The organism is Pandoraea fibrosis, assembly GCF_000807775.2.
Taxonomy (GTDB): Bacteria; Pseudomonadota; Gammaproteobacteria; order Burkholderiales; family Burkholderiaceae; genus Pandoraea; species Pandoraea fibrosis.
The window spans coordinates 4,382,176-4,403,947 of the sequence record NZ_CP047385.1; the positions used below are offsets into that span (position 1 = coordinate 4,382,176).

The following is a 21,772-nucleotide window of genomic DNA, read 5'->3' on the forward strand; positions in this document are numbered from 1 at the left end:
AGACATGGCAGGTTCTATGCGCAACGCTCGCCGCGGCCGTCGCGCCATGGCGGACATCAACGTCGTACCGTACATCGACGTGATGCTGGTGCTGCTCGTCATCTTCATGGTGGCAGCACCGCTCGTCGCGCCGTCGATCGTCAATTTGCCGAGCGTCGCGAATGCGAGTCCGCAGCAGCAGACGCCGCCGGTGGTCGTCAACATCGAAGCCGATAACCGCATGCTGGTGCGCTACAAGGATGGTGAGAACACCATCGAGCAGCGCATGAGCGGGGGCGATCTGACCGGTTTCCTGCAAGGCCGTCAGGCCGCGAACCCGGATCAGCCGGTCGTCATTGCCGCCGATAAGTCGGTGCGCTATGAAATCGTCATGAATGTGATGTCCGATCTCAAGGCTCAGGGCGTGAAACGCGTGGGCCTGCTCGTCAAGCAGAAATGAGTCGCACTGTCGCCCGTACCGACCGCCCTAACCGCCCCATCGGCCCGCGCAATGACGAGCGAGGCACAGGGCGGGCATTTCTCCTCGCGCTGTTCATGCACGCGCTGCTGTTTGCGCTGCTGTTCTACGGCATGCGCTGGCAGAACAGTTCGCCAGCCGGCTCCGAAGCCGAACTGTGGACGCCCGCCGAAGTCGCGGAGCCGACGCCGCCGGTGGTAGCGCCTGCGCCGACACCGGCGCCGCCCGCCATTGCCGCGCCCACGCCGCCGGCAGAAGATGCCGACATCGCCCTTCAGCAGAAAAAGCGCAAGCAGGCGCAGGAAGCCGCCGAACAGGCGCGTCTGCTCGAGGCTCAGCAGGAAAAGGCGCGTCAGGAAGCCCTCAAGCAGAAGCAACTCGCCGAGCAGCAGGCAGCGGCCGATCTGGCGCGCAAGAAGGCAGCGGCCGACGAAGCGGCGCGTCAGCAGAAGCTGGCCGATCAGAAGAAGGCCGACGAGCTGAAGCACCAGAAGGAAGAGGAAGCCAAGAAGGCAGAACAACAGAAGCAGCAACAGTTGGCCGACGCGCAGAAGAAGGCGGACGCTGAGAAGAAGGCTGCGGAAGACAAGGCGGCCAAGGCCAAGGCAGCGAAGGAAGCTGCGGCGCAGAAGGCTGCCGATGCGGCACGCGCCGAGCGTCTGGCGGCCTTGCGCGGCATGGCCGGAGGCACACCCGGCGCGACCGGCAACGGGCTGGGCTCGCAGGCCGGCGGTACCGGCTCGGGCGCTGGCGGCACCGCGTCGGCAGGCTATGCCGATCGCGTGCGTGCCAAGGTCAAGCCGAACATCGCTTACGGCGGCGACACCGAGGGCAATCCCACGGCTGTCGTTGCAGTACGCCTCGCTCCGGATGGCAGCGTACTATCGATGCAGCTGGTCAAATCGAGTGGCAATCCCGCGTGGGACGCCGCCGTTCAGGCCGCCATCACCAAATCCGACCCCTTGCCGCGCGATACGAACGGCAAAGCGCCCCCGAGCGTCAACCTGCGCTTTAGTCCAAAAGGCTGAGTCTGTTGTCTATCGGGAACGAAAACCGAGCGATGCGAGTCCATTTTCATTCGAATGTGGTAAAAATGGCCCTTGCACCGCGTAACTGACCAATCGAACGCATGCGAATCTCCAGTCAATATGCATGGCGTGCGCTGGTGGCCACCTGGCTCACCGCGGCTTGCACGATCGCCCATGCGCAGACACCGCTGACCGTCGACATCACCGGCGTCGGCACCAACCGCTACCCGATCGCCGTGTCCAACTTCAAGGGCACTGCGCCGACGGACATCGTGTCCGTCGTCAAGGCGGACCTGAGCAACAGCGGACGCTTCAATCAGATCGACACGGGCGGCGCCACCGTTGGCGTGGACGATTCGGTCGATCTCGGCACGTGGCGCGCCAAGGGGGCGAATGCATTCGTCTCCGGCACGATCACGCCGGCAGGTAACGGTAACTTCCAGGTCAGCTTCCGTCTGTACGACGCCGTGAACGGGCAACCGCTCGGCGGCCTGGCGCTCACCTCGTCGGCGGCGAATCTGCGGCTGACGGCGCACAAGATCGCCGACTATATTTATCAGAAGCTGTTGGGCGACCGTGGTGTCTTCGCCACGCGTCTGTCTTACGTGCTGCATAGCGGCAGCAACTACCAGTTGCAGATTTCGGATTCGGACGGTCAGGACGCGCGCGTCGCGCTCAACAGCCGCGAGCCGATCATCTCGCCGGCCTGGTCGCCGGACGGCACCAAGGTCGCCTACGTATCGTTCGAGAAGCGCAAGCCGGTCGTGTACATCCACGATCTGCCGTCGGGCCGCCGTGCCGTGCTGGCCAACGAGAAGGGCAACAACTCCGCGCCGTCGTGGGCGCCGGACGGCAGCAAGCTCGCCGTCGCCCTCTCGCGTGACGGCAACACGCAGATTTATCAGGTCAACGCCAATGGCGGTAACCTCAAGCGTCTGTCGCGCAGCGGCGCGATCGACACCGAACCGCAGTATTCCCCGGATGGCAAATGGATCTACTTCACGAGCGATCGTGGCGGTGGTCCGCAAATCTACAAGATGCCGGCCGGGGGCGAAGGTGAAGGCGGAGCGCAGCGCGTCACCTTCAAGGGGAGTTACAACGTCAGCCCGCGAATCAGTCCCGACGGCAAGTTGCTCGCGTTCATCGCACGTCAGGGTGGCGGATTCAAGCTGTGCGTGCAGGATATGAGTACTGGCGATGTTACGGCTCTGACCGACACCAGCCACGACGAGTCACCGAGTTTTGCTGCCAACGGCAAGTACATTCTTTATGCAACGCAGTCGGGAGGCCGCAAGGTTCTCGCGGCAGTCTCGGTGGACGGGCAAACCCGGCAGATTCTTCAGGTTCGAGGAGGGGAAGTTCGCGAACCCTCCTGGGGCCCTTTTATGCAATAACATCAACAGCAACATCAATCGGAGGCTCATATGAGTTCCCTGCTTCGTAACATCCTCGCCATCTCTTCGCTGGCCGCACTGGCCGCTTGCTCGTCGGGCGTGAAACTCGACGACCAGGCTAACGCCAACAAGGGTCAGACCACGACCGACGCCCGCGCTGTCGCCCCCGTCGACGCATCGGCTGACGAACTGAACAACCCGAACGGCCCGCTCGCCAAGCGCAGCGTGTACTTCGGCTTCGACCAGTACAACGTCGACGCTCAGTACACCCCGCTGCTCCAGGCGCACGCCGCCTTCCTGAACAAGTACTCGCAGCGTCGCGTGCTGGTTCAGGGCAACACCGACCCGCGTGGCACGAGCGAGTACAACCTGGCCCTGGGTCAGAAGCGTGCTGAAGCCGTGGTGAAGGCCATGTCGGCGCTGGGCGCCAACACCAGCCAGATGGAAGCCGTTTCGCTGGGCAAGGAAAAGGCAACCGGTACCGACGAAGCGGGTTGGGCACAAGACCGTCGCGCCGATCTGGCTTATTGATTGAATCGTCATGACGTCTCGTTTGCTTAAAAACATGATTTGCGTAGCGATGCTCGGCACTGCGGTGCTGAGCCCGCTCGCGCATGCCGGATTGTTCGACGACGACGAGGCGCGCAAAGCGATCCTCGATATCCGCAGCCGTCTGGATTCAGACAAGCAGCGGATCGAGGGGCTCACGCGCAACGTGCTGGATTTGAACAACCAGATCCAGCAGTTGCAACGTGATCTGGCCGACCAGCGCGGTCAGAACGAAGATCTGAAAAACCAGCTTGCGAACCTGCAACAGAGTCAAAAGGATTTCTACAACGACCTTGATGGCCGTCTGAAGAAATTCGAACCGCAGCAGATGACCGTCGGCGGCGTGACAGGCACCGTCCAACCGGGCGAGAAAGATGTCTTTGACGCCGCGCTGACGAAATTCCGCAATGGTGACTACAAGGGTGCGCAAACGGATTTCCGGACCTTCTCGGCCAAGTATCCCGGCAGCCCGTATCAACCCGAAGCGCAGTTCTGGCTTGGCAATGCGCAGTATGCCAACAAGGATCTGAAGGGTTCGACTGCGACGCTGCAGGGGATCGTGACGAAGTACCCGACGAGCCCGAAGGCTGCCGAGGCCATGCTGGCGATTGCCAGCAACCAGGCAGAGTCTGGGCAGGTTACCGCAGCGAAAAAGACGTTGCAGGATTTGATGGCCAAGTACCCGGACAGCGAATCGGCAGCGGAGGCCAAAAAGCGTGCGGCCAAGCTGAAGTAACACGCTCCTCGGGAGGCTGCGCGAACCAGCCTTCCGTGTGAGGAACTCGTCAAGCGCACAACGCCGCCTTTGGGCGGCGTTGTCGTTTCCGGGGTTTGCGAGCGCCGGGGGCGACCTCAAGTAGAATACGGACTTTCCAAGCGCCCGAGGCGCGGCGTCTCAGGGGATGTGGGCGAACCCGGTTCCGGTGCAGCCCACATGACGACCGCACCCGCGACGGGTTCGCGCACATCCTGCGCAACGCGTCTGATAACCACAATGCCGGCCACACCCTGTGGCTCGCGACAATGTATCGAACGGCCGGGCACGGCCGCTATCGTCTTCTTGCCTCATGACCGACGTCGATCTCACTGCCCTCTCCCACACTGTCGTGTGGCTCACCTTTGGTCTGGCCTTCGTGTTCGGTGCTGTGCTCCAACGCACGCACTTCTGCACGATGGGCGCCCTCTCCGACATCGTGAACATCGGTGACTGGAATCGCATGCGCATGTGGTGGCTCGCCATCGGCGTGGCGACCATCGGCACCGGCATTCTCGCGTCGCAGGGCGTTATCGATCCGGTCAAGGCAATTTACACGACGCCGCGATTCACCTGGCTGTCGTACATCGTTGGCGGATGGTTTTTCGGCTTCGGCATGGTGCTGGCATCCGGATGCGGCAGCAAGACACTGGTGCGCATCGGTGGTGGCAATCTCAAGTCGCTGCTGGTGTTCACGATGATCGGCTTGTCGGCGTACATGACGCTCAAAGGCCTGTTTGCGGTATTGCGCGTCACGGCCCTCGACAGTGTGCAGACGACGTTCGCGACGTCGCAGGATTTGCCGACGTTGCTGGGCGGTCTGTTCGGCGGCGACATCCATCGTGCGCAGCTCATTCTCGGGCTGGTGATCGGTGGTGCATTCGTGATTGCCGCGCTGGCGCGACGCGAATTCTGGACGTTCGACAACCTGCTGGGTGGTCTGATCGTGGGCGCGATCATCGTGGCACTCTGGTATGTCTCGGGCAAGGTCGGTTACGTTGCCGAGAATCCGAATACGCTTGAGGAAAGCTTCGTCGCCACGAACTCCGGGAAGATGGAAGCCCTGTCGTTCGTCTCGCCGCTGGCGTACACGTTGTACTGGCTGATGATGTGGAGCGACACGAGCAACGTCATTACGCTGGGCATTTCCAGTGTGCTGGGCGTCATCGCCGGCTCGTTCGCCTACGCGCTGGTCTCGCGCAACTTCCGCTGGGAAGGTTTTCAGGGCACGGAAGACACGGCGAACCACATGGTGGGTGGCGTGCTGATGGGCTTCGGCGGCGTGACTGCGTTGGGCTGCACCGTAGGCCAGGGCTTGTCGGGCGTATCGACGCTCGCGCTCGGATCGTTCCTTGCCATCGCGGCCATTCTCGTGGGCGGCATCTGCGCATTCAAGTATCAGATGTGGCGCATTGAGCGCAGCGTTTGACGGTAATTCGCGCGCGTATGCGGAAAATGCCCGCGAATCGGACATATCCGCGTCACACAAGTATTGACACCACAACGGCAGCAACGCTATAATCTTTTTCTTCGTTGGGTCGTTAGCTCAGCTGGTAGAGCAGCGGACTTTTAATCCGTTGGTCGCAGGTTCGAATCCCGCACGGCCTACCAAACGAATTCAAGGGGTTAGCTTCGGCTAACCCCTTTTTATTTGCCACGTGGTTTTGGCGTTGTTACCCCTTAGCTACCGTCTGGGATGAGGTAAGAGAAAGACTGGGTCAACTGACAAGAGGGGCGAGCAAAGAAAAAAATTCCCTCTCGTCCAGAACCCTTTGGAGCCCCGCACGTCGGCCAACCATCTCGACGGTAGATGCCGGAATGGTAAACGCCCACGCCCCTTCGGGCGCAGAAGGATCATCCATATACAGCCGGTAATCCTTGACGTTTGCGACGCCGTGATACTGAAGCTCCAACTGGCATTTCGCACCGAGGATGTTCAGTGCTTTAGGCTGGAAGCGTAAAGACCGCCCCTCATAGCAAATTGTGATTCTCTCAGCTTCGAAACGATTGCGACCGTGATCGCTCACGATTGGCGAGTCGAGCACATAGCTGCGCTCAACGGACACGGTCACTCCAGGCACTCCCTCGAGCCAAGTTTGGATCGTTTCCGCCAACGCGTGTACACGCTTCCGAAAACAATCGATGTCCGAAAGCGCTCGCTTCCGCCCGCTTTCCAACTCCTGCTGATTCCGCTCAACTCGGGCAACGAACTCTTCCTTTCTCACCCCCAAATCTCCGTGTGTATCGCCCCCCCCTGAGGGCACGGTTAAGATCGATATCCCATTTCCGATTTGAGGCGACGAGGCGAGGTTTCTATTTTCTTGCCTACGAAATCGCCTTGTCGCCCAGATGACAGATCACGGCGAATTCATAAAAAACAAAAGAAATGAGATAGCGGGAGATAGCCGCACCGTGGAGCGGCGCGCATCGCGCTCCACGGCGCAGGGATTATTTGGACTGATTCCGCATCATCTCGATGCTCTTGAGCGTAACTTTGTGACCACCCGACGAGTACAGTCCGTCCTCAACCTCGTCGACGATCACGATGGTGTGGCGTCGAATGTACTCGCCCGCCACAGCCGCGACGGCATCGGTAATGCCATCCATCATTTTCTGTGTATTCTCTTGCGAGAATGCGCCCTTCAGAAGCTTCAGATTAACAACCGGCATTTTTCCTCCATTGAGAACGTCAGTTTTACGTGTGAGACGCGCAAACCACGACAATGCGCCACACGTAGAAGAACGTAGCTACGCAAACACCACAATGAACTGCGGAAAGCCCTCAAATCGCCGAGACATTTGACCGGCTCGCGAGCCACCTAAAGCAACGTACAACAGCGCTGGCCAATCTCTCTTTCTTCTTTAGCCATTCTCACACTCATCAAATCCGATCGCATCGCTGGCACATGGTATGCGAGCATATCCATTCCAACAAAGCGCGGGGTAGCCAAACGCGCAGGGTTGACAACTTCGCAGACGAAACTTCTCGCATAGGGATCGAATCTGGCACCGAAACTTCCAGTACTAGAACTACCGCTACTGAGTCGTCGCCTCGCCGCGGTGACCGACGTAGCGGCACCGATTGCACCGCGCGCAGGGGTCAGTTGGGGCCGTTGCGACGTGTCAACAGTCGGCCGAAGCGGTCCGTTGACACCATTTATTGATGCCCATTCCGAGTTCACTAAACGTCCCTCCCAAGGTTGGTCCGGCACTAGCTAGATTCGAAGCTGAGAATTGCAAGGTATGTCATGCAACGGCTTACCTGAACTCACGAGGCAAACGCACCCACGTCAAATGGCAACGACGCAAAATTCAACTACGTAGGTTCCTCGGAGCCGTTCTGCAACACGATCGTGTTTAACTTCTTGTGACGCCGACCGGCGGCCTCATTCACCCCCCGGCCCCTCGCCATTGCGCGCTCCCGGGTCGAGACCATTGCGGAATAGCGCTGCCAAACCTTCGTTGCATACTGGTGTCGCGCCACGCCCCGCGCCGCACTCCCCCCAGCGTTGTACGCACCGACGGCCGCCCACGTGTACCCGTAACGAGCAATCATTTCGGCCAGAATGGAAGCGCCAGCATGCACGGACACACACGGGTCATCCAACAATCGACGCTCGTCAATGCCAATGGACTTCAACTTTGGCAGATGCAGGCTATTGACCTGCATCAGGCCGTAGTCGACGCTTCCATTTCGATTTCGATTTGTGGCAGACGGAATGAGGTTCGACTCAACCTCGGCGATCGCATACAACAGCATCGGGTCTACGCGATAACGCTGTCCGGCGGCGACGAAACATTGCAGCGGCAGCTCACTACCTGCCGTTGCTTTCGGCGCTGCCAGAACTGCCTCAGCAGTCCCCAGCAGCGCCATCGCCAACAGGCTCGCCCAGAAACGAGAGACCATGGTCAGCCCTTTTCCCGCAGCTCAGCCAATGCGGCGGCCACCAGGCTCGCCATATCGCCCACGGTGTATGGCAGCCGTAGCATCTCGATACTCAGATCCACCTGGAATTGGTCCCGCAGGACCATTCCAAACTCCACCAAATCGAGAGAATCGAGTGCGAGGTCCTCGTCCAGTCTCGTAGCAAACGTCACCTGCTTATCGATCAATCCAAAATGGATGATCAGCAATTCGCTCACCTGTTCACAGACGTGCTGCCACGCTACGGCTTCGCCCTCCGACGAACATTGCCCTACTTCCCTTACCTCCATCATGTCCGAGTCGTGCCTTTATCCTGAGGCCGCTCCGTCTCGGAAACCTCGTTGGTTGCGCTGGGCTTCATATCGCCCGGCCGAATGTTCGATGAAAACGCGTCCCAATGCGAACCGGGTCGCGTTGTCATCACCGTTGATGAAGGATCGACGTTATAGCGCTTGCCTGCGTACTGCCATTCATCGTCCTTGACCTTAAGTTCCTTGAGCTCTGCGGCGTTCGGAGACTTCGACATCATGCGAATCTGGCGCGCCAGGTCATCCCCTCGTGAGAGACCCGTTTTGGTGCCCTCGCTCACCTTCGTAGCCCCCGTCGCAGAACCACGCGACCAGGTCGTGGATTGGGACGACAGGCGCAGATTTTCTCTGATCGCCAATCCACGCTTGGGAGTATCGCCCTCAGCCCCATTCACACGCACCGACGAGGCGCTCTCGCTCACGCGACGAGACTGTGCCGTCTCCTTGCTGATCAGCGTTTGAGCAGAAGCGAATCCCGTATGCTCCCTGCGTTCGCGAATACCGTGCGGCGGCCGTGTCGAATTACCTGCCTGGCCCTCCAGGCGCACCTCACGTTCACGACTGACCGTAGACGTAGTCTTGAGGAGGTCGTGACTCTCTCTCCCCCGTACCTGCGAGACTGAAGACATGGGTCGATCCACCTCATCCTCGCCTTCCAGCGATGACGCTCCCACAGCATTCACGTGCTGAGCCGCCTTCGTTACGCCCAGTTGCACAGATGTCTTAGTGACATCAGTGGACGTTGCGTCGCGCGAGGATTGATAGCCCCCCTTCGTCGCGCTTTCCCGCATGGCATCCCGGACAACACCTTTGTACTCTTCGGTTTCAGTTCCTGGCTCCCCAAGCGACCAGAGCAAGAGAGGATGCCCGCGGCCCGAAGCGACTGCGCCCGTCTGAGATTGCTCCGCACGACGGCTCGCAGTCGAAGTGACCGTATCGACATTATTGTTAACGGTGGTATTCAGCGACGTCTGCTGTTTCACAACGGTCCGAGCGTTGGAAGCAGCGTCATCGGCCTTGCCCTCATTACCGTCACCAATGCGGCTCTCGGTGCCCTTACGCATCGGTGTTTCAACGACGTCCACGCCGCGTGTAGAAGCCGTGCTACCGGCACCACCCGCAGCCTCACCGGAGGGCTCTGCGCCGCGGTTCACAATCGATGTGGTCGTACCAGCATTGTTGTTAGCGGCGCTATTCAGAGATGTCTGCTGTTTCGCAACGGTCTGAGCATTGGAAGCAGCGCCGTCGGCCTTGCGCTCGCCTCCATTACCGTCACCAATGCGGCTCTCGGCGCCCTTAGCCATGGGTGTTTCAACGACGTCCACGCCGCGTGAAGAAACCGTGCTACGGGCACCACCCGCAACCTCGCCGGATGACTCCGCACCGCGGTTCACGATCGATGGGGTCGTACCCGAATTATTAGCAGTGCTATTCAGCAACGTCTGCTGTTTCACAACAGTCCGGGCGTTGGAAGCAGCGCCGTCGGCCTTGCCCTCGCCTCCATTACCGTCACCAATGCGGCTCTCGGTGCCCTTAGGCATCGGTGTTTCAACGACGTCCTCGCCGCGTGCAGAGACCGCGCTACCGGAACCGCCCTCAACCGCAACGGACGGCACCGCACTTTCCGCCGCCACCGACGCCGATATGGGAGGGGCAGTGTTAGTAGAAATACGTGGAGACGTCGGCGGCTCCTTGGCAGCGGAAGCGCTGTCAGCATTGCCTTTCTGAGCGTCGTAAGTGGCCCATGCATTTTGCAATGCCTGTTCCAGAGCACCCTTAGTCACACGTGTTTTAGCTGGCGCGAAACCACCAAAGTCAACCTCATCAGGAGCACGTTCCGTGGTCGTGCGATCTCGAGCCCTAATGGGCATACGAGTCGCCAACTCGCCCTCCCCGACCCTAAGGCTGCGACGGCCTAACGACGCGCGCGTGCCATCATCGCGCACAGCCGTCCCAGCCCTACCGAGGCCATTTAGAGAGGCGGTACGCCGGGGCGTCAACGGCTCCTGAACCGCCGAGGCGTCGTGAGCGGCGAGCTTCTCTGAAGATGTGGACTGCCGTTGCTGCGCTAAGAACTTCTGCTTATCTTCGTTGGTGTAATTTACCGGAAGCTTCGGCGATTCCTTGTACTGCGAGAGGGTAAAACCCCGTCTAACACTAGCGGCTGCGGGAGCGCCCTCAGTGGCATCAGCGCGCACGCTGTCGGGCTTGCCATGTGACATGGCGCCGCCGCGCTCTCGCGTGAGCGTCGAAGCCCCTTCCGAAGCAGTCTCCGGGGTATGACGCCCCTCTGCGGGAGTCCCTACACCGGCCGAATCGGGTGCTGCACCACGCTGCGCAGTCGCCGTTGTCTCCGTTGTCTCCGCCGAATTAAAGTTAGTCGTGGTGTGCTGAGAGTTATCCGTGCAGTGCTGCGAGTAATCATAGTTAATGTTGATGATAACCGGCGCGCCGTTTGTTCCAGCACCTCCCGCAGGCGAGTCTGCAGGTGCCCGTTGCCCTGCGGATCGAGGTGTGCCATCCACCCCATCCTCACCCACACCCTCGGCATGGGGCCGAGCACCTTCGGGGCCGGCACCACCTTCCGGTCCTCCACGGCGTGGCACGCCCGCCGGCCCGCCGGGTACGCCCGATCCCCCCGATCCCCCCGGTACACCGTCCCATCCAACCGGGCCGGCGCCCCAAGGCGGCGCAGCATCTCCCTCGGCATTAAGTTGAGGCTCGTCGCTCGGCTGCGTGAAGAGTTCGAATGCCGGAGCGATGTTGTTGACGAGTACTCTGAGCGGACTATTCAGCGTTTCCGCGCCGAGATTCGCACATGCGCTCTGGTATCGGATATAAAGGTTCGGGTCGATGTATGCCGCTGCCTTGTCCGGCTGAACACCTACCACCTTGGCAGTCGCCGGAGCGACAACGTCATCCACCACCATGCCGAACAACTTCTGACACATCTCGCCTTTCGGTATGCCATTGCCCGCGCCGCCACCCATGACCTTATTGAGAAGACCAAATAGCTCGCCCGCGAATTCCTTGGAGAATTTGTGGTAGTCCTTATAGACCTTGGGAGGTGTCTGCTTGGACGATGCGTGAAGATAATTTTCAGGCAGCTTCTTACCCTTCTTCAGCTCTTTCACAAGCTCTTTCACAAGCCGTTCCCGAATACCACCCAACTCATTCAGTAGCTTGCCGCGCAGTTCGTCGACGCTCTTGAGCGTAGCTTCCGGATCCGCCCCTCTCGCCGCAGCATGGGCAATCGCCTCGAGCATCGCTCGGGAGACGTCCATTTCCTGGTCAAGCTGCTTGACATTGCTGTCCTCGCACCCAGTTGTGCTATGCGGAAACGCATACTGGTTGTTGTCCCCCGAATCGTGGGTCAACGCAGCCGCCATTAATGCGGGGCGCATCGAAGCGGCGGAAGCCGGATCCGAAGCAGCCCCCGGCCGCGCGCTCGCCAGACTCCGACGAGCGACGCTCGAGCCACTTGCCCCTCCCCTTGAGCCGCTGGTCATCGCCCGGGCCCATCCGGCACTGCTCGGCGCTGCAGCAGAACTCCCTGCCTTGGGTGACGGGTGATGCGGAATCAGCGTTTGAAATACGCGTCCTAAGTTTCCAACGATGTTAGTGGGCATACTATGTTCAAAAGGGAAAACTACAAAATCGCTTACAGCAAGTGGCTAGAGGGGACTGGCGATGCGCGCGCGGCTTAGGCCGATCTAGCGATATGCGCCGCCGCGTTGTCTTTGGACTGCGCCACCGAATCTCGCAAGGCTCGAATGCTGTTCTGGAAATCGTCGATCGAAGCGCGAGCCTTGAAGGACGCGTCCGTCGTACGGTTCGCCACCGATGCTTCACCCGCCACGACGGCCTGATTCGCACGATGCCCGCTAACCGCCGCGTTCTGACTTCCTTCCGCGACCTTGGTGGCGGCGCCACCGACGACCTTGATCGCTTCGGATTGCGTCTGCATCTTCGAGGCCTTGAAGGTCTTCTCCTGGTAGGTACGCATGGAAGCTTCGCGAAGGTCCGAGAAATTCGCTCGCGCGCTAGCGCTGTAGTTGGGCGAGGAAGCAAACAACTTGGCTTCGTTGGCCTTCGGCAAGTCCGTCCGTGTCGCATTGAGCTGGAGATTCGAGCCCTTCATGGCTCTCTGGGCCGAGACTCCCGCACCGCCTACCATGACGCCCGCCTGTGTGAACGCGCCGAACATCTCGGCACGACCGGCGCTACGTTGAGCGTTGGCATTACTCGCCGCGAGGTCCAACTCCATCTTCGAGTTCGAACCAATGGTCTCGATACTTTGCCGGGAGAGGGTGAGGTTCGCGCTCATCAACATCCCGAGGATGTCTGCAAGGCGAGCGTCAGTCGAGCGCGGCGAATTCCCCACACGAGGCTCACGCAACTCGGGCATACCGCGAGTTTTCGCCTCACCGCCGTCGAGCCGAGCCACTTCGGCAGCACCACGAAGTGGCGCAGCCTTTTTTTCTTCAATGTTGCTCGGTGCGACCGAGGAAATGCCAACGGTTGCCAATGAGGCGCTTGTGTTTTGCGTAATGATCGACATGTCTATCTCGATAAAAACTGTCAGGTTAAAAATTCGGCGATCAGGCCTTTACCATGGTGCGGGTACGCGCAAGAATGTGCCGTTGGACATCCTGCTCATCTTCTACCGCGTTCGTGGCACGATGCCCGAGACCTTCCAGCCACGTTGCGCTCTGCCGCCAGGAATCGACCGCGGTTTGAACATACGTTTGCAGCACCTCCTTATCTGCGAGCATTTCAGTAATTTCGGCGTTCGCCTGAGCGACTTGGTTATTCGTTACCCCCACCCAGCCGGTAACACCCGCTTTGGCGCTGGCATCCAGGGCCTCGGCAACGATCGCGACTCGCGTGCCCTGCAAACCCACCACCTGCGCGTTGGTAATCCCCACCTTCCCGCTCAGTTTCGTCACCGTTCGCGAGACGGCGATACTCACTTTGCCCATGCCGCTTGCGAACGCGCTACTCAACTTGCTGGTGACCCCGGAAATCAATTTCGGCATCATCTTGGAGATCGATCTCATGAGCGGTCGAGTCACCGCCTGCATCGCTTTCCCGATTGGCAGCGCTTTCGCGGCGACAGCCGCAGCAATGACCGCGACAGCGGCCGCCACAGCGCCGGCGACAGCGCCAATGGTGTCCGCGACGTCTGCGTCAACATCGAGTTTTTTCAGCACATCGGCAATAGCGTTGCCAATCATCTGAGCCATTGGCGTGAAGACTTTTTCAATCAATGGGCTGAGAAGTCGCCCCGTCAATGACTCGCCGGTGAGCTTCTCCGCCACCTCATCGGCCGCCATGAGACCAAGCCCGATGCCCGCCAGCACCAGGCTCGAGCCGCCCGTGATCAAGGAAGATCCGATCGCGATACCCGCAATAATTCCACCGACGATTTTGCCGAGACACCCCATCACTTCCTGCGCCTTGCGCGCGGCGGCCTCTTTCTCCTGGATCTCTGCCGACTTCTTTGCGTGAAACGCGCGCTGTGCCTTGTTTTGCTCCTTGAATCGCTCCAACGTTGAAACAAGCTGCGATTCGGTGTTCTCGTCCACCTTCTCCTGGAGCTGATCAATCAGAAAACGCAGGCGTATGGCGCCTCTCAGCGTTTTCGGATCGAAGCCATCCTCCTTCTCGCCAAGCGAGGCGCCTTCATCCGATTTGCCTGGGCCGCGCGGCGCCCCTGGGCCTTCGTCTTCCTCAGACACGGCTCGCGCCAGCGCCTCCGACGTCGGGGGGGTTAGCTCGGGCTGCTCATTTGGCAGGGCAAGCCCCGCCAGTCCTGCCGGACTAGCATTGCGACGAGCTTGCAACTCCGCCACCACATCACCCAGCGGTAGCTTGCGAGTCTGGCTGATGCCCCCCTTGCCTCCAACCTCCCGACTTTGGCCGGCATTCAGGTTGCCCTGCACCACCGCACTACCAAGACGCCCCACACGTAGCTCTGCCACGATTTCTTTGCTCCCGTTATTCCATCAATCCGACTTACTGCCAGCGCCCCCCGCCATCGCATCCAAATAGGCCTGCGCCTTGGCCGCGAAACGCGAATCGCCAGCATCTTCAAGTACGGTCTCAAAACAGCGTCTGGCCTTGCCTAGTCGGCGCAATAGCAAATTGCACTCCCCGGCGTAAAACATGGCTCGCTCATCGTTACCTCCGCCGATCGTATATGCCATGGCATAAACGTCCAGCGCCTTCTCGTAGCGTTTTTTCAGTTGAAAAACCGCCCCCAACCCAAGCGCGTAATCCGCGTTGTGAAAGTCATAAATGCATAGAAGGCGAAACAACGACTCGGCTTCGTCCAAGCGCCCCTGCTGGTAGAAATCGTATGCATGGGCATAGATCGCCTCCATCGTGTCACTTGAGATGCCATACATATCCTTGAAAGTCGCACCTTCCTGAACGCCCTCGAGAACACGATCAAACAATTCCTCAAGCTGCTCCTCACTCATCGCGGGAAGCGCTTCAACGGCACTTGGCTGATTACCCATTGACTCTGATTGACTCATACTGAAACCATCCTTGCTCAGATGCGCACGATACCTGTTCGCGCGCCATTTAAGTTGTAAAAATTGACCACCAGCGAATATCGCCGCGGCGGGCACGGATTGAATAACTTCAATTGTTGGCGACTTTTTGCAAATTCACGCCCCCTCAATGCGCTATCCTTTTATTATTAATCTCTTCATATTGGCGTTTAGCAATGTCCATAATTTTTTCATCTACCTTTAACCCGCAACTTAGCCGTCCACTCGGCACGATTTCGGCAAACGTCGCGCCCACTGAATCCGCACCGGCGCTCAATGAATTGGTCGATCCCGATGACATCGAGACACAGGTCAAGACCACACTTGAACGGGAGTTCGCGCACTTGCCACTCGAAGCCAAGGCGCTATACCTGGACAATCTCAATGTACGCGTAAAGCAGAAAATTCCTTCCCTCGTTCAGCACCTCGAAAGTCTCCCCCCCGAGCAAAAAAGCACAATTTCAGCGTTCGAAGAAGTATTGAAAAAGATTCAGAATCAGAACACTGATCCAAAAATGGATTTGGTGGGAGACTACACAAAGTACATCGTTGCGATTAGCGAACTGGTTACGAAGATAAATAAGCTGATGGAAGGCGGCGCGGAAGGAAAGAACAATATTAACGGCAGAGAAATCCTAAGGGAGCTTGATAAATTCTGTGGAAAATGGGGCAAAGATTCCCGCCCCCTAGCAAAGTATGACAACCTGGAAGACGCAAAGCGGGTCGCAGGGCGATTTAGAGCGGGAACGGTCGAAGTTGTTAAGGCGAACGATGGATATGAAGTTCGCCTTTCATTTTCCAGACTCATTCCCATTGCAGAGGCCGTCAACTCGCCTTCAGCAGTTATTGACAACTTGAAGGCCGGGAGATCCCCCCTGCATGGTGGCTTGGACAACAACCGCGCACTGGACAAGGTGCACGGCAAGAACATGAATAACCACACCCTGCAGAGCGTGCAATTGGCCACTCAAGAGGTTCAGAAAACGCACCAGACGGACGTTGAAACGTTGACCCATGAAATGGACCGGGCGCTCAAATGGCTGGACAACATCGGTATGGCCCACTCACAACATATGTCCAAGTGGACGGAAACGATGCTGGCATTTCTGCACTGATTTCCCAGCCATGCCCTCCCTGCCGGAGGTGGGGAGGGCATGGTGACCGCCCCCCCCTCATGTCGCGATACGGCTAGCGACTAGCGGAAAATCCCTCCGCGACGTCGAGCAATGCAGCGCGACAAGCATCGCGCACTTCCGAGACCTCAGGCGCCTCGACATTTCGCTGCGATTCATCCCAGACAAGGGCCTTGATGTCTGCGAAATGGGCCTTCCATACGTGTCCGCTCCAGGCAACCGAGAAGACCCCCTCCTCCTCCCCCAGCGTCACTACAGCGGAGATACCCAGCGCCTCACAGCGGGACTCCAGTTCGCGAATTGCAGCGACCGACGGCACGCAGATGCGTATGCGCTCCGGCTGATGAGGTAGGTGCTGAGCCAATACGGCATCCAGAATCGCGCCCAAGACCTGATCGTTTTCGAATAGATCTTCGATGCAATCGTGCAAATGGCCGGCGATCTTTTCCCGCAAAGTCTGATGGACCGACTGCCACTGCAACGCCAGCGTAGCTATCGGCGCAAGCGCAGCAGATATCCCCTCGGCGACACCCTCGCGAAAGGCGTTTGCGCGAATCCTTGCGGCATCTCGCTCGGCACAAGCAATCAGCTCCGCGGCCTGCCTCTCAGCTTGAGATAGCAAGTCGGCAGCATTACGGGCTCGGTCGATTTCCGCTTGCTTGACCAGTGGCGAAAAAGACGACGGCCGCCCCTCCTCCTCAGCGTCTGCAAAGGAAGAGGGAAATGGATCTTCAATGATTCTCAGCATAATAAAAATGGGCTGCTGATTGCAGCAGCCTCAATGCAACTCTTGAATCCAGGACACTACCCGGCGGTTCAACGCAGGCGGCATCTCGCCAATCACATGAGTGCGGGAATCTCAACCGAATCCGCTGCTGCCAGCCAAACGCAAGGGCGCGAGTCGCGACCTTGACGCAGCTCACCCCGCTCGCAAGCGCAAGCCGATCCGCATCGACATCGGTGCCAATCGGCACAGCAAGCGCACTCATGGACGACTGCCTATCGAGAATTGGAATCGGCAACGCGACAAAACCGAACGCGTTGAATCGAAGTTTCGTCAGTGCATTGCTGCCAGCCAGCCGCCAGCGAGCCAGACGCGCGCCGGCAAGATATGTCACGGCAGGAAGGTCGGCCCAATGCGAAATCAACCACTCGACGAGCGCACCGTCACAATCCTCACGCCTGACATTCGACAACTGAGCGCGGCGCAACATGACACGGTTGGCAAAACGCCGCGGCCAGCGCTCGTCCACGTCGAAATGGGCGAACCATTCGGGATCCGCCCAACCGACTGGGTCATAAAGCGTTCGAATCAGCGCACTCGACGGACTCATGATGTCCCTCGTTTCGCCAACATCCGGCGCCGCAAGAACACGACACCTGGCGCAGCAATCGCAACGATCGCCAACAGGAGGAGAGGCACCCAACGCCACGTGGCCCACCCAGGTTTTGGCGAATGGGCGGGAGGCGCCTGAGGCATTTCGGAGGCTTGAAATACGACAACGGAAATATTGTCGTAGCTCAAGGCATCGAAACTGTTCTTAAGCAACTGCTTCAGGCGCTGGATCAAGATCGCGTCATCCAGCGGACCGTCATAGGTCACCATGACGGAGGCATGCACGGGCTGGCCCACATAGCTACGGTCCGACAGCGGGTAGCTGATATGAACGCGAGCGGAAAGCACCCGCTCGATGGAGCGAATCGTCTGTTCCAACCGCTGTTCAATCCCCGAAATCAACCGGGCACGCTCAGCCGCAGGCGAGTTCACCAGCGAATCCGTCGGAAATAGATCAGCGATCGACTGGTCGTCGCGCGTTGGCAACCCATGCCGATCCAGCAGGCTCACTGCATCCGGAAAATCGCCACCGCCAACTTCGACCTTATAGCGCCCTTTGCCCAACTCCTTTTTCTCGGCGGCAATGTCATGGCGCTGCAAGAGCGCAATGGCCTCATTCGCCTGCCGTTGACTTAACCCCGTCAGTAGCTCCGTGCGGCACGCCGAGAGCGAGGCCATCACGAGTAACGATGCCGCGACCGCCAGAAGGCGGCCACGGCCCGAGGTGCGGCTCAAGCTTTCACCAGCGTCTCAACAACCGAGACGCCCTTGCGCGCCAACGCGCTGCTCAGCGACATTTCAATATGAAATTTCGCCAGATCAGCCTGCGCCCTGAGCAACCGCATCGGGTCGTCAGACGCACTGCTCACAGTTTCGGCGAGATTATTCTGGCGCTCCGTCGCGACTTCCGAGCACCTTGCCAGCTCACTCAGCATTCGCCCCTCGAGTGACTGGCCGCCACCATCGACTAGCGCCTCTGGTTGCGCTCCCATCACCTGCACCGGTCTGATAATTGCTGACATCTTAAAAACAATAATATTAGTTGGAATCTCGAATATTTCTATTGCCGAGATTTAAATTACGCTCGATCACAAAAGTCTGCGGCTTTGTGGGTATGAGGAAAATCTATTTCCTCATACACGCACACCATCCCAGGAGAGGAATCATCGCTCCGGCAAGTATTGCCATCCAAATACGGCGTCCGTCGCTTAGTGACAGCCGGTCCGGCCCACTTGGCCCGAAGCCGTATCCACACGAAATGCACCATCCTGAGAAAAAACGACTTAACCGACCTTCAGCGTTAATTGAAATCTCGAATAATGCCTTTATCGATGTCGTTAATGCCCTTGATCACCGATGCTTGCGCATTCGTATGCACGCTAAACATCATCATGGCTTTTTGATATCGAGCAAGTTTCTGCGGATCGCTACTATCGCCCGTCCCCAGCTCCGCAATCTGCTCATTCAAGTGCTCCATAAAACTATGTTGTGTGTCACCCTTATTCGACTTTACTTTCGCATTCGCGAATTGATCGAAGAGTTTGGTAATAAAATTCGAACCGGTGCTATCAGCCACTATTTCTTCCTCAAAAAAATTTCATTAAATCAATCCAACAAGCCGAGAAACCGAGACAACCAAGGATGCCTGCCATCTCACGTCTCTTTATTGACTTATTGAACATAAAAAACAACACCAAAAAAACCAATTAATCCATGAATTCTTGATCAACCCCTTACATCACGCCATTAACACCCTCCCCGAAGAATAAATGTCGCACCCCTCTTAACTCGTAACCGAAGCGTCCGACTTTAATTCCATCAATTTGGGCTAGATCGCGCTGATTGATGACGAAATGCACGTAGCGCCCTCCCCAGTGCTTTCGGTAGGCATACAAGGCACTACCGAGCGCATCCAGTTGCGTGTCGCTCAGGTGATCGCTGATAGAAACCGTGAATCGGTCTGGTGTCGCGCTGTAGTTCGCTGTCAGGCCAAGCTCACGAACGAGGTCCACGGCCGCACGCTGGGCGTCTTGTTCCGTGCGCAACCGCACGTCAAGCTCATGAGCGTAGGCCAACGCACCTTCGAGCCGGCTTCTGACCCCGCTCGGCAAATGTGCGGGCAACATCAACACCGGTCGCCGGGGGTCCGTTAGCACCACCGAGAAATAGCGGATACCCGACTCATCGAGCACTCGCTCGATTTTCTCGACGATTTGCTGACGCGTGACTACCGTCACATTTGGCGAGCTTCCGGATTTCTGCAAAGTTCGGCGAATCACGCCCGCGGCTTCCACGCTATGCGCCACCACGTAAGGCTCGCCCATGGCGTTTTCCATCACTACGCCATGACGGCTAGCCAGATGATGGACCGGGTCGTCAGCCGACGTTGGCGACAGATGCCACGTTGCTGCCAGCGCACCGATGGCCAGGACGGCCATCCCGGCCCACGCCAGAATCGACTTTCGGCGATCGCCTTGCGATACCGGGATCGCAGGCGTTCTGCAGTCTTGCAATACAGCTTCGGACCAAGTGTCCTTCGCATGACGCAGGGCAATACGAAGCGCGCCGATAACAATAGGCGCATTCAGCTCGGCTTCCCACTCTGCCACCTCGCACTCGCGATCAAAGACCTCGACGTACACGGCATCGCCCTTCGGCTTCAACATGAAGCCCGGACAGGACCCCGGCAAAGGAATTGTCAGAACCTCGAGGTTCGACATCACGTCCACCGCACGTTCGACCTCAGGAACAACAGTCCGAAGATCCGGATCCACCGTCCTTACAAAGCACTCGTCGGCAGGCAGCGCGAACTCCGCCCCGAACAGCGGACCGTTCAACACCTTAAGTACGAACAAATGGCCTCCGCGAATTATGGCTTCCCGCTTACTGCGAAAAGCCGCTCATTACTCATTGACTGCGCCCTCCCCAATCGGCCGATACACAGAGGTATCGCGATCTTGCGACGCTCAAAAGAACTGGCGCGGGGAAGGTTAGAACGGAATGTACCCGCCATCCGCACCTACCAACTATCGGATTCCTCTTATTTTGGAAAGTGGGTTCATTTTCGATAATTGAGCCCACTGAATGCACAAGGCAAGGAGAGGAGGGCTATGAAATTCTGGATCGCAATTCCCACCTTTACGCTTGCCGCCTGCCTGACTGGCTGTGCCTCGCCATCACGCACACCTTCCCTGGTGGACGGTGAAGTGATGTCGAACGAACTGAACGAACAGATCGTCCATTGCACGCTGCCGTTCCTGGCGGCGCATGCCATCGACCGAGCGACGATTTCGTATCGTTATCAAGACGGTGTCGTCACGTTCAGCAGTGATATTCACGCCTTGGCCACGCATCTGGGCCAGTGTGCGACGCCATCGAGCGGTCCCGACGGCACCTTTGAGAAGGAAATCGAAATATGGTCGACGGACAAAAAATGACCGGCCGCGATGGGACCGACTGCGCGCCGGCGCTCGATGGCTTTGCGGAAAAAATCGCCTTCGGATCAGGCGATCTCTTGGTGGCGTTGCCTGGCGATACTTGCAATATTCACATCGCCACCGCTAAGGGACGTAGTCAGAAAATCGCCCGCACGGTGCCGCTCAGTCAGACGGGTACGGTCATCGCGAGCGCCAAACGGCTGCTGGCCGAGTTTGACGCCGAGCGCGAATATCGCGTGGTACCCGAGGGCGATTTGTGCTGCATTCTGGCTTTTATCGATGTCGCTTTGAATCCGGACATCGCTCAGCACGCGTCGCTCGAATCGATTTGCCTGCAGCCAGCCCCGTTGGTGGCGCTGGAAAGTGTCGAGCAACTCGGTCACTGGCTCGTACTGGAAGTGATGCAACGCACCGCCGGCAATGCGCTTGTGCACCACTTACGTGGCCAGGAATCGTATGCACTGACGAAGTACTTGCTACAAAACCCCGGTGATTCCGCGCATTTGAATGAGCTATGCGTCCACTACGGCTTGTCGTATTCGCAATTTCGACGACTGTGCCGCCGTCCCCTTGGACCCGCGACCAAAGCTCGCCTTCGTTCATGGCGTGCGGCTCGTACCGTGCTCGAGATCATTGAGAGCGATCGGACCATCTTCGATATCGCCGTCGAAAATGGCTATACGTCAGCGTCTCACGTAAGCAACGACATCAAGCAGATTTTCGGTTTTACGCCCAAGACAGCAAGAAATGCGCGACATCTCCTGCCCTGACGATCCACGAGCGGAAGCCGTCGAACTGAGCCGGAACGACGCCGACGGGTCCATTTCTCTGAACCTCAGCATGATCCCGAGCAGTCATTACGTTTTCGACGACGTGCTCTCCCTATTGTCG

23 protein-coding genes and 1 tRNA gene are annotated in these 21,772 nt (G+C 58.5%); 10 read left to right on the forward strand and 14 right to left on the reverse strand.

Annotated features, from left to right (window positions below):
* The first annotated feature begins 4 nt into the window (after nucleotides 1–4).
* The 7 genes from tolR (at nucleotide 5) to PI93_RS19385 (ending at nucleotide 5,793) form a co-directional block, all read left to right on the forward strand.
* Nucleotides 5–439 carry a protein TolR gene (tolR, locus tag PI93_RS19355; RefSeq protein ID WP_023873635.1) on the forward strand — a complete coding sequence of 145 codons (435 nt, stop codon included), beginning with the start codon at nucleotides 5–7 and terminating at the stop codon, nucleotides 437–439.
* Nucleotides 436–1,485: a cell envelope integrity protein TolA gene (gene tolA / locus PI93_RS19360; RefSeq protein WP_039369370.1), complete on the forward strand. Its 1,050-nt coding sequence runs from the start codon at nucleotides 436–438 to the stop codon at nucleotides 1,483–1,485. The genes tolR and tolA overlap by 4 nt, the downstream gene beginning before the upstream one ends.
* Nucleotides 1,486–1,586: 101 nt before the next feature.
* Nucleotides 1,587–2,879 carry a Tol-Pal system beta propeller repeat protein TolB gene (tolB, locus tag PI93_RS19365; protein WP_039369372.1) on the forward strand — a complete coding sequence of 431 codons (1,293 nt, stop codon included), beginning with the start codon at nucleotides 1,587–1,589 and terminating at the stop codon, nucleotides 2,877–2,879.
* Nucleotides 2,880–2,909: 30 nt separating this feature from the next.
* On the forward strand, nucleotides 2,910–3,410 hold the full coding sequence (locus PI93_RS19370) for an OmpA family protein (RefSeq protein WP_039369374.1): 501 nt from the start codon (nucleotides 2,910–2,912) through the stop codon (nucleotides 3,408–3,410).
* Nucleotides 3,411–3,459: 49 nt separating this feature from the next.
* Nucleotides 3,460–4,164: a tol-pal system protein YbgF gene (gene ybgF, locus PI93_RS19375; RefSeq protein ID WP_236105787.1), complete on the forward strand. Its 705-nt coding sequence runs from the start codon at nucleotides 3,460–3,462 to the stop codon at nucleotides 4,162–4,164.
* A gap of 331 nt (nucleotides 4,165–4,495) precedes the next feature.
* Complete coding sequence (locus PI93_RS19380; protein ID WP_039369380.1) at nucleotides 4,496–5,611, forward strand: YeeE/YedE family protein; 1,116 nt, start codon at nucleotides 4,496–4,498, stop codon at nucleotides 5,609–5,611.
* Between the two features lie 106 nt (nucleotides 5,612–5,717).
* A tRNA-Lys gene (locus PI93_RS19385) sits at nucleotides 5,718–5,793 on the forward strand.
* A 107-nt stretch (nucleotides 5,794–5,900) separates the two neighbouring features.
* Here PI93_RS19385 and PI93_RS19390 read toward each other — a convergent pair.
* The 8 genes from PI93_RS19390 to PI93_RS19425 form a co-directional block, all read right to left on the reverse strand.
* Complete coding sequence (locus PI93_RS19390) at nucleotides 5,901–6,407, reverse strand: hypothetical protein (protein WP_039369383.1); 507 nt, start codon at nucleotides 6,405–6,407, stop codon at nucleotides 5,901–5,903.
* 223 nt (nucleotides 6,408–6,630) lie between these two features.
* Nucleotides 6,631–6,852 (reverse strand): tautomerase family protein, encoded by a 222-nt coding sequence (locus tag PI93_RS19395; protein ID WP_039369385.1) that lies wholly within the window; start codon nucleotides 6,850–6,852, stop codon nucleotides 6,631–6,633.
* Between the two features lie 646 nt (nucleotides 6,853–7,498).
* Nucleotides 7,499–8,089, reverse strand: coding sequence for a lytic transglycosylase domain-containing protein (locus PI93_RS19400; RefSeq protein ID WP_201278403.1), 591 nt, complete (start codon nucleotides 8,087–8,089; stop codon nucleotides 7,499–7,501).
* A 2-nt stretch (nucleotides 8,090–8,091) separates the two neighbouring features.
* The gene (locus tag PI93_RS19405; protein WP_159372143.1) at nucleotides 8,092–8,316 is read right to left on the reverse strand and encodes an acyl carrier protein; all 225 of its coding nucleotides are present in this window, start codon (nucleotides 8,314–8,316) and stop codon (nucleotides 8,092–8,094) included.
* Nucleotides 8,317–8,396: 80 nt separating this feature from the next.
* Nucleotides 8,397–11,792, reverse strand: a complete 3,396-nt coding sequence (locus tag PI93_RS19410; RefSeq protein ID WP_144400476.1) for a hypothetical protein — start codon at nucleotides 11,790–11,792, stop codon at nucleotides 8,397–8,399.
* A gap of 326 nt (nucleotides 11,793–12,118) precedes the next feature.
* On the reverse strand, nucleotides 12,119–12,976 hold the full coding sequence (locus PI93_RS19415) for a hypothetical protein (RefSeq protein ID WP_039369392.1): 858 nt from the start codon (nucleotides 12,974–12,976) through the stop codon (nucleotides 12,119–12,121).
* Between the two features lie 40 nt (nucleotides 12,977–13,016).
* Complete coding sequence (gene sctE, locus PI93_RS19420; RefSeq protein ID WP_158453304.1) at nucleotides 13,017–14,399, reverse strand: type III secretion system translocon subunit SctE; 1,383 nt, start codon at nucleotides 14,397–14,399, stop codon at nucleotides 13,017–13,019.
* A gap of 24 nt (nucleotides 14,400–14,423) precedes the next feature.
* Nucleotides 14,424–14,957, reverse strand: a complete 534-nt coding sequence (locus tag PI93_RS19425) for a SycD/LcrH family type III secretion system chaperone (protein WP_328803333.1) — start codon at nucleotides 14,955–14,957, stop codon at nucleotides 14,424–14,426.
* A 194-nt stretch (nucleotides 14,958–15,151) separates the two neighbouring features.
* On the opposite strand from PI93_RS19425, the gene PI93_RS19430 reads away from it, so the two are divergent.
* Nucleotides 15,152–16,090 carry a hypothetical protein gene (locus tag PI93_RS19430; RefSeq protein WP_039369398.1) on the forward strand — a complete coding sequence of 313 codons (939 nt, stop codon included), beginning with the start codon at nucleotides 15,152–15,154 and terminating at the stop codon, nucleotides 16,088–16,090.
* A gap of 73 nt (nucleotides 16,091–16,163) precedes the next feature.
* Here PI93_RS19430 and PI93_RS19435 read toward each other — a convergent pair whose 3' ends face one another.
* From PI93_RS19435 to PI93_RS19460, 6 genes are all read right to left on the reverse strand, one after another.
* Nucleotides 16,164–16,856 (reverse strand): hypothetical protein, encoded by a 693-nt coding sequence (locus PI93_RS19435; RefSeq protein ID WP_039369400.1) that lies wholly within the window; start codon nucleotides 16,854–16,856, stop codon nucleotides 16,164–16,166.
* A complete protein-coding gene (locus PI93_RS19440; protein WP_039369403.1) occupies nucleotides 16,840–17,442 on the reverse strand; it encodes a hypothetical protein in 603 nt (200 codons plus the stop codon). The genes PI93_RS19435 and PI93_RS19440 overlap by 17 nt, the downstream gene beginning before the upstream one ends.
* Nucleotides 17,439–18,179 carry a type III secretion system inner membrane ring lipoprotein SctJ gene (gene sctJ, locus PI93_RS19445; RefSeq protein ID WP_052240600.1) on the reverse strand — a complete coding sequence of 247 codons (741 nt, stop codon included), beginning with the start codon at nucleotides 18,177–18,179 and terminating at the stop codon, nucleotides 17,439–17,441. Before sctJ ends, PI93_RS19440 begins: the two co-directional genes overlap by 4 nt.
* Nucleotides 18,176–18,379: a type III secretion system inner rod subunit SctI gene (sctI, locus tag PI93_RS19450; protein WP_158453303.1), complete on the reverse strand. Its 204-nt coding sequence runs from the start codon at nucleotides 18,377–18,379 to the stop codon at nucleotides 18,176–18,178. Before sctI ends, sctJ begins: the two co-directional genes overlap by 4 nt.
* A gap of 365 nt (nucleotides 18,380–18,744) precedes the next feature.
* The gene (gene sctF / locus PI93_RS19455; RefSeq protein ID WP_144400475.1) at nucleotides 18,745–19,020 is read right to left on the reverse strand and encodes a type III secretion system needle filament subunit SctF; all 276 of its coding nucleotides are present in this window, start codon (nucleotides 19,018–19,020) and stop codon (nucleotides 18,745–18,747) included.
* A 157-nt stretch (nucleotides 19,021–19,177) separates the two neighbouring features.
* Nucleotides 19,178–20,299, reverse strand: a complete 1,122-nt coding sequence (locus tag PI93_RS19460) for a PrgH/EprH family type III secretion apparatus protein (protein ID WP_039369408.1) — start codon at nucleotides 20,297–20,299, stop codon at nucleotides 19,178–19,180.
* Between the two features lie 255 nt (nucleotides 20,300–20,554).
* Here PI93_RS19460 and PI93_RS19465 point away from each other — a divergent pair, with 255 nt between their 5' ends.
* Nucleotides 20,555–20,881, forward strand: a complete 327-nt coding sequence (locus PI93_RS19465) for a hypothetical protein (protein WP_039369412.1) — start codon at nucleotides 20,555–20,557, stop codon at nucleotides 20,879–20,881.
* Nucleotides 20,860–21,651 carry a helix-turn-helix domain-containing protein gene (locus tag PI93_RS19470; RefSeq protein WP_080759140.1) on the forward strand — a complete coding sequence of 264 codons (792 nt, stop codon included), beginning with the start codon at nucleotides 20,860–20,862 and terminating at the stop codon, nucleotides 21,649–21,651. Before PI93_RS19465 ends, PI93_RS19470 begins: the two co-directional genes overlap by 22 nt.
* Nucleotides 21,652–21,772: the final 121 nt, after the last annotated feature.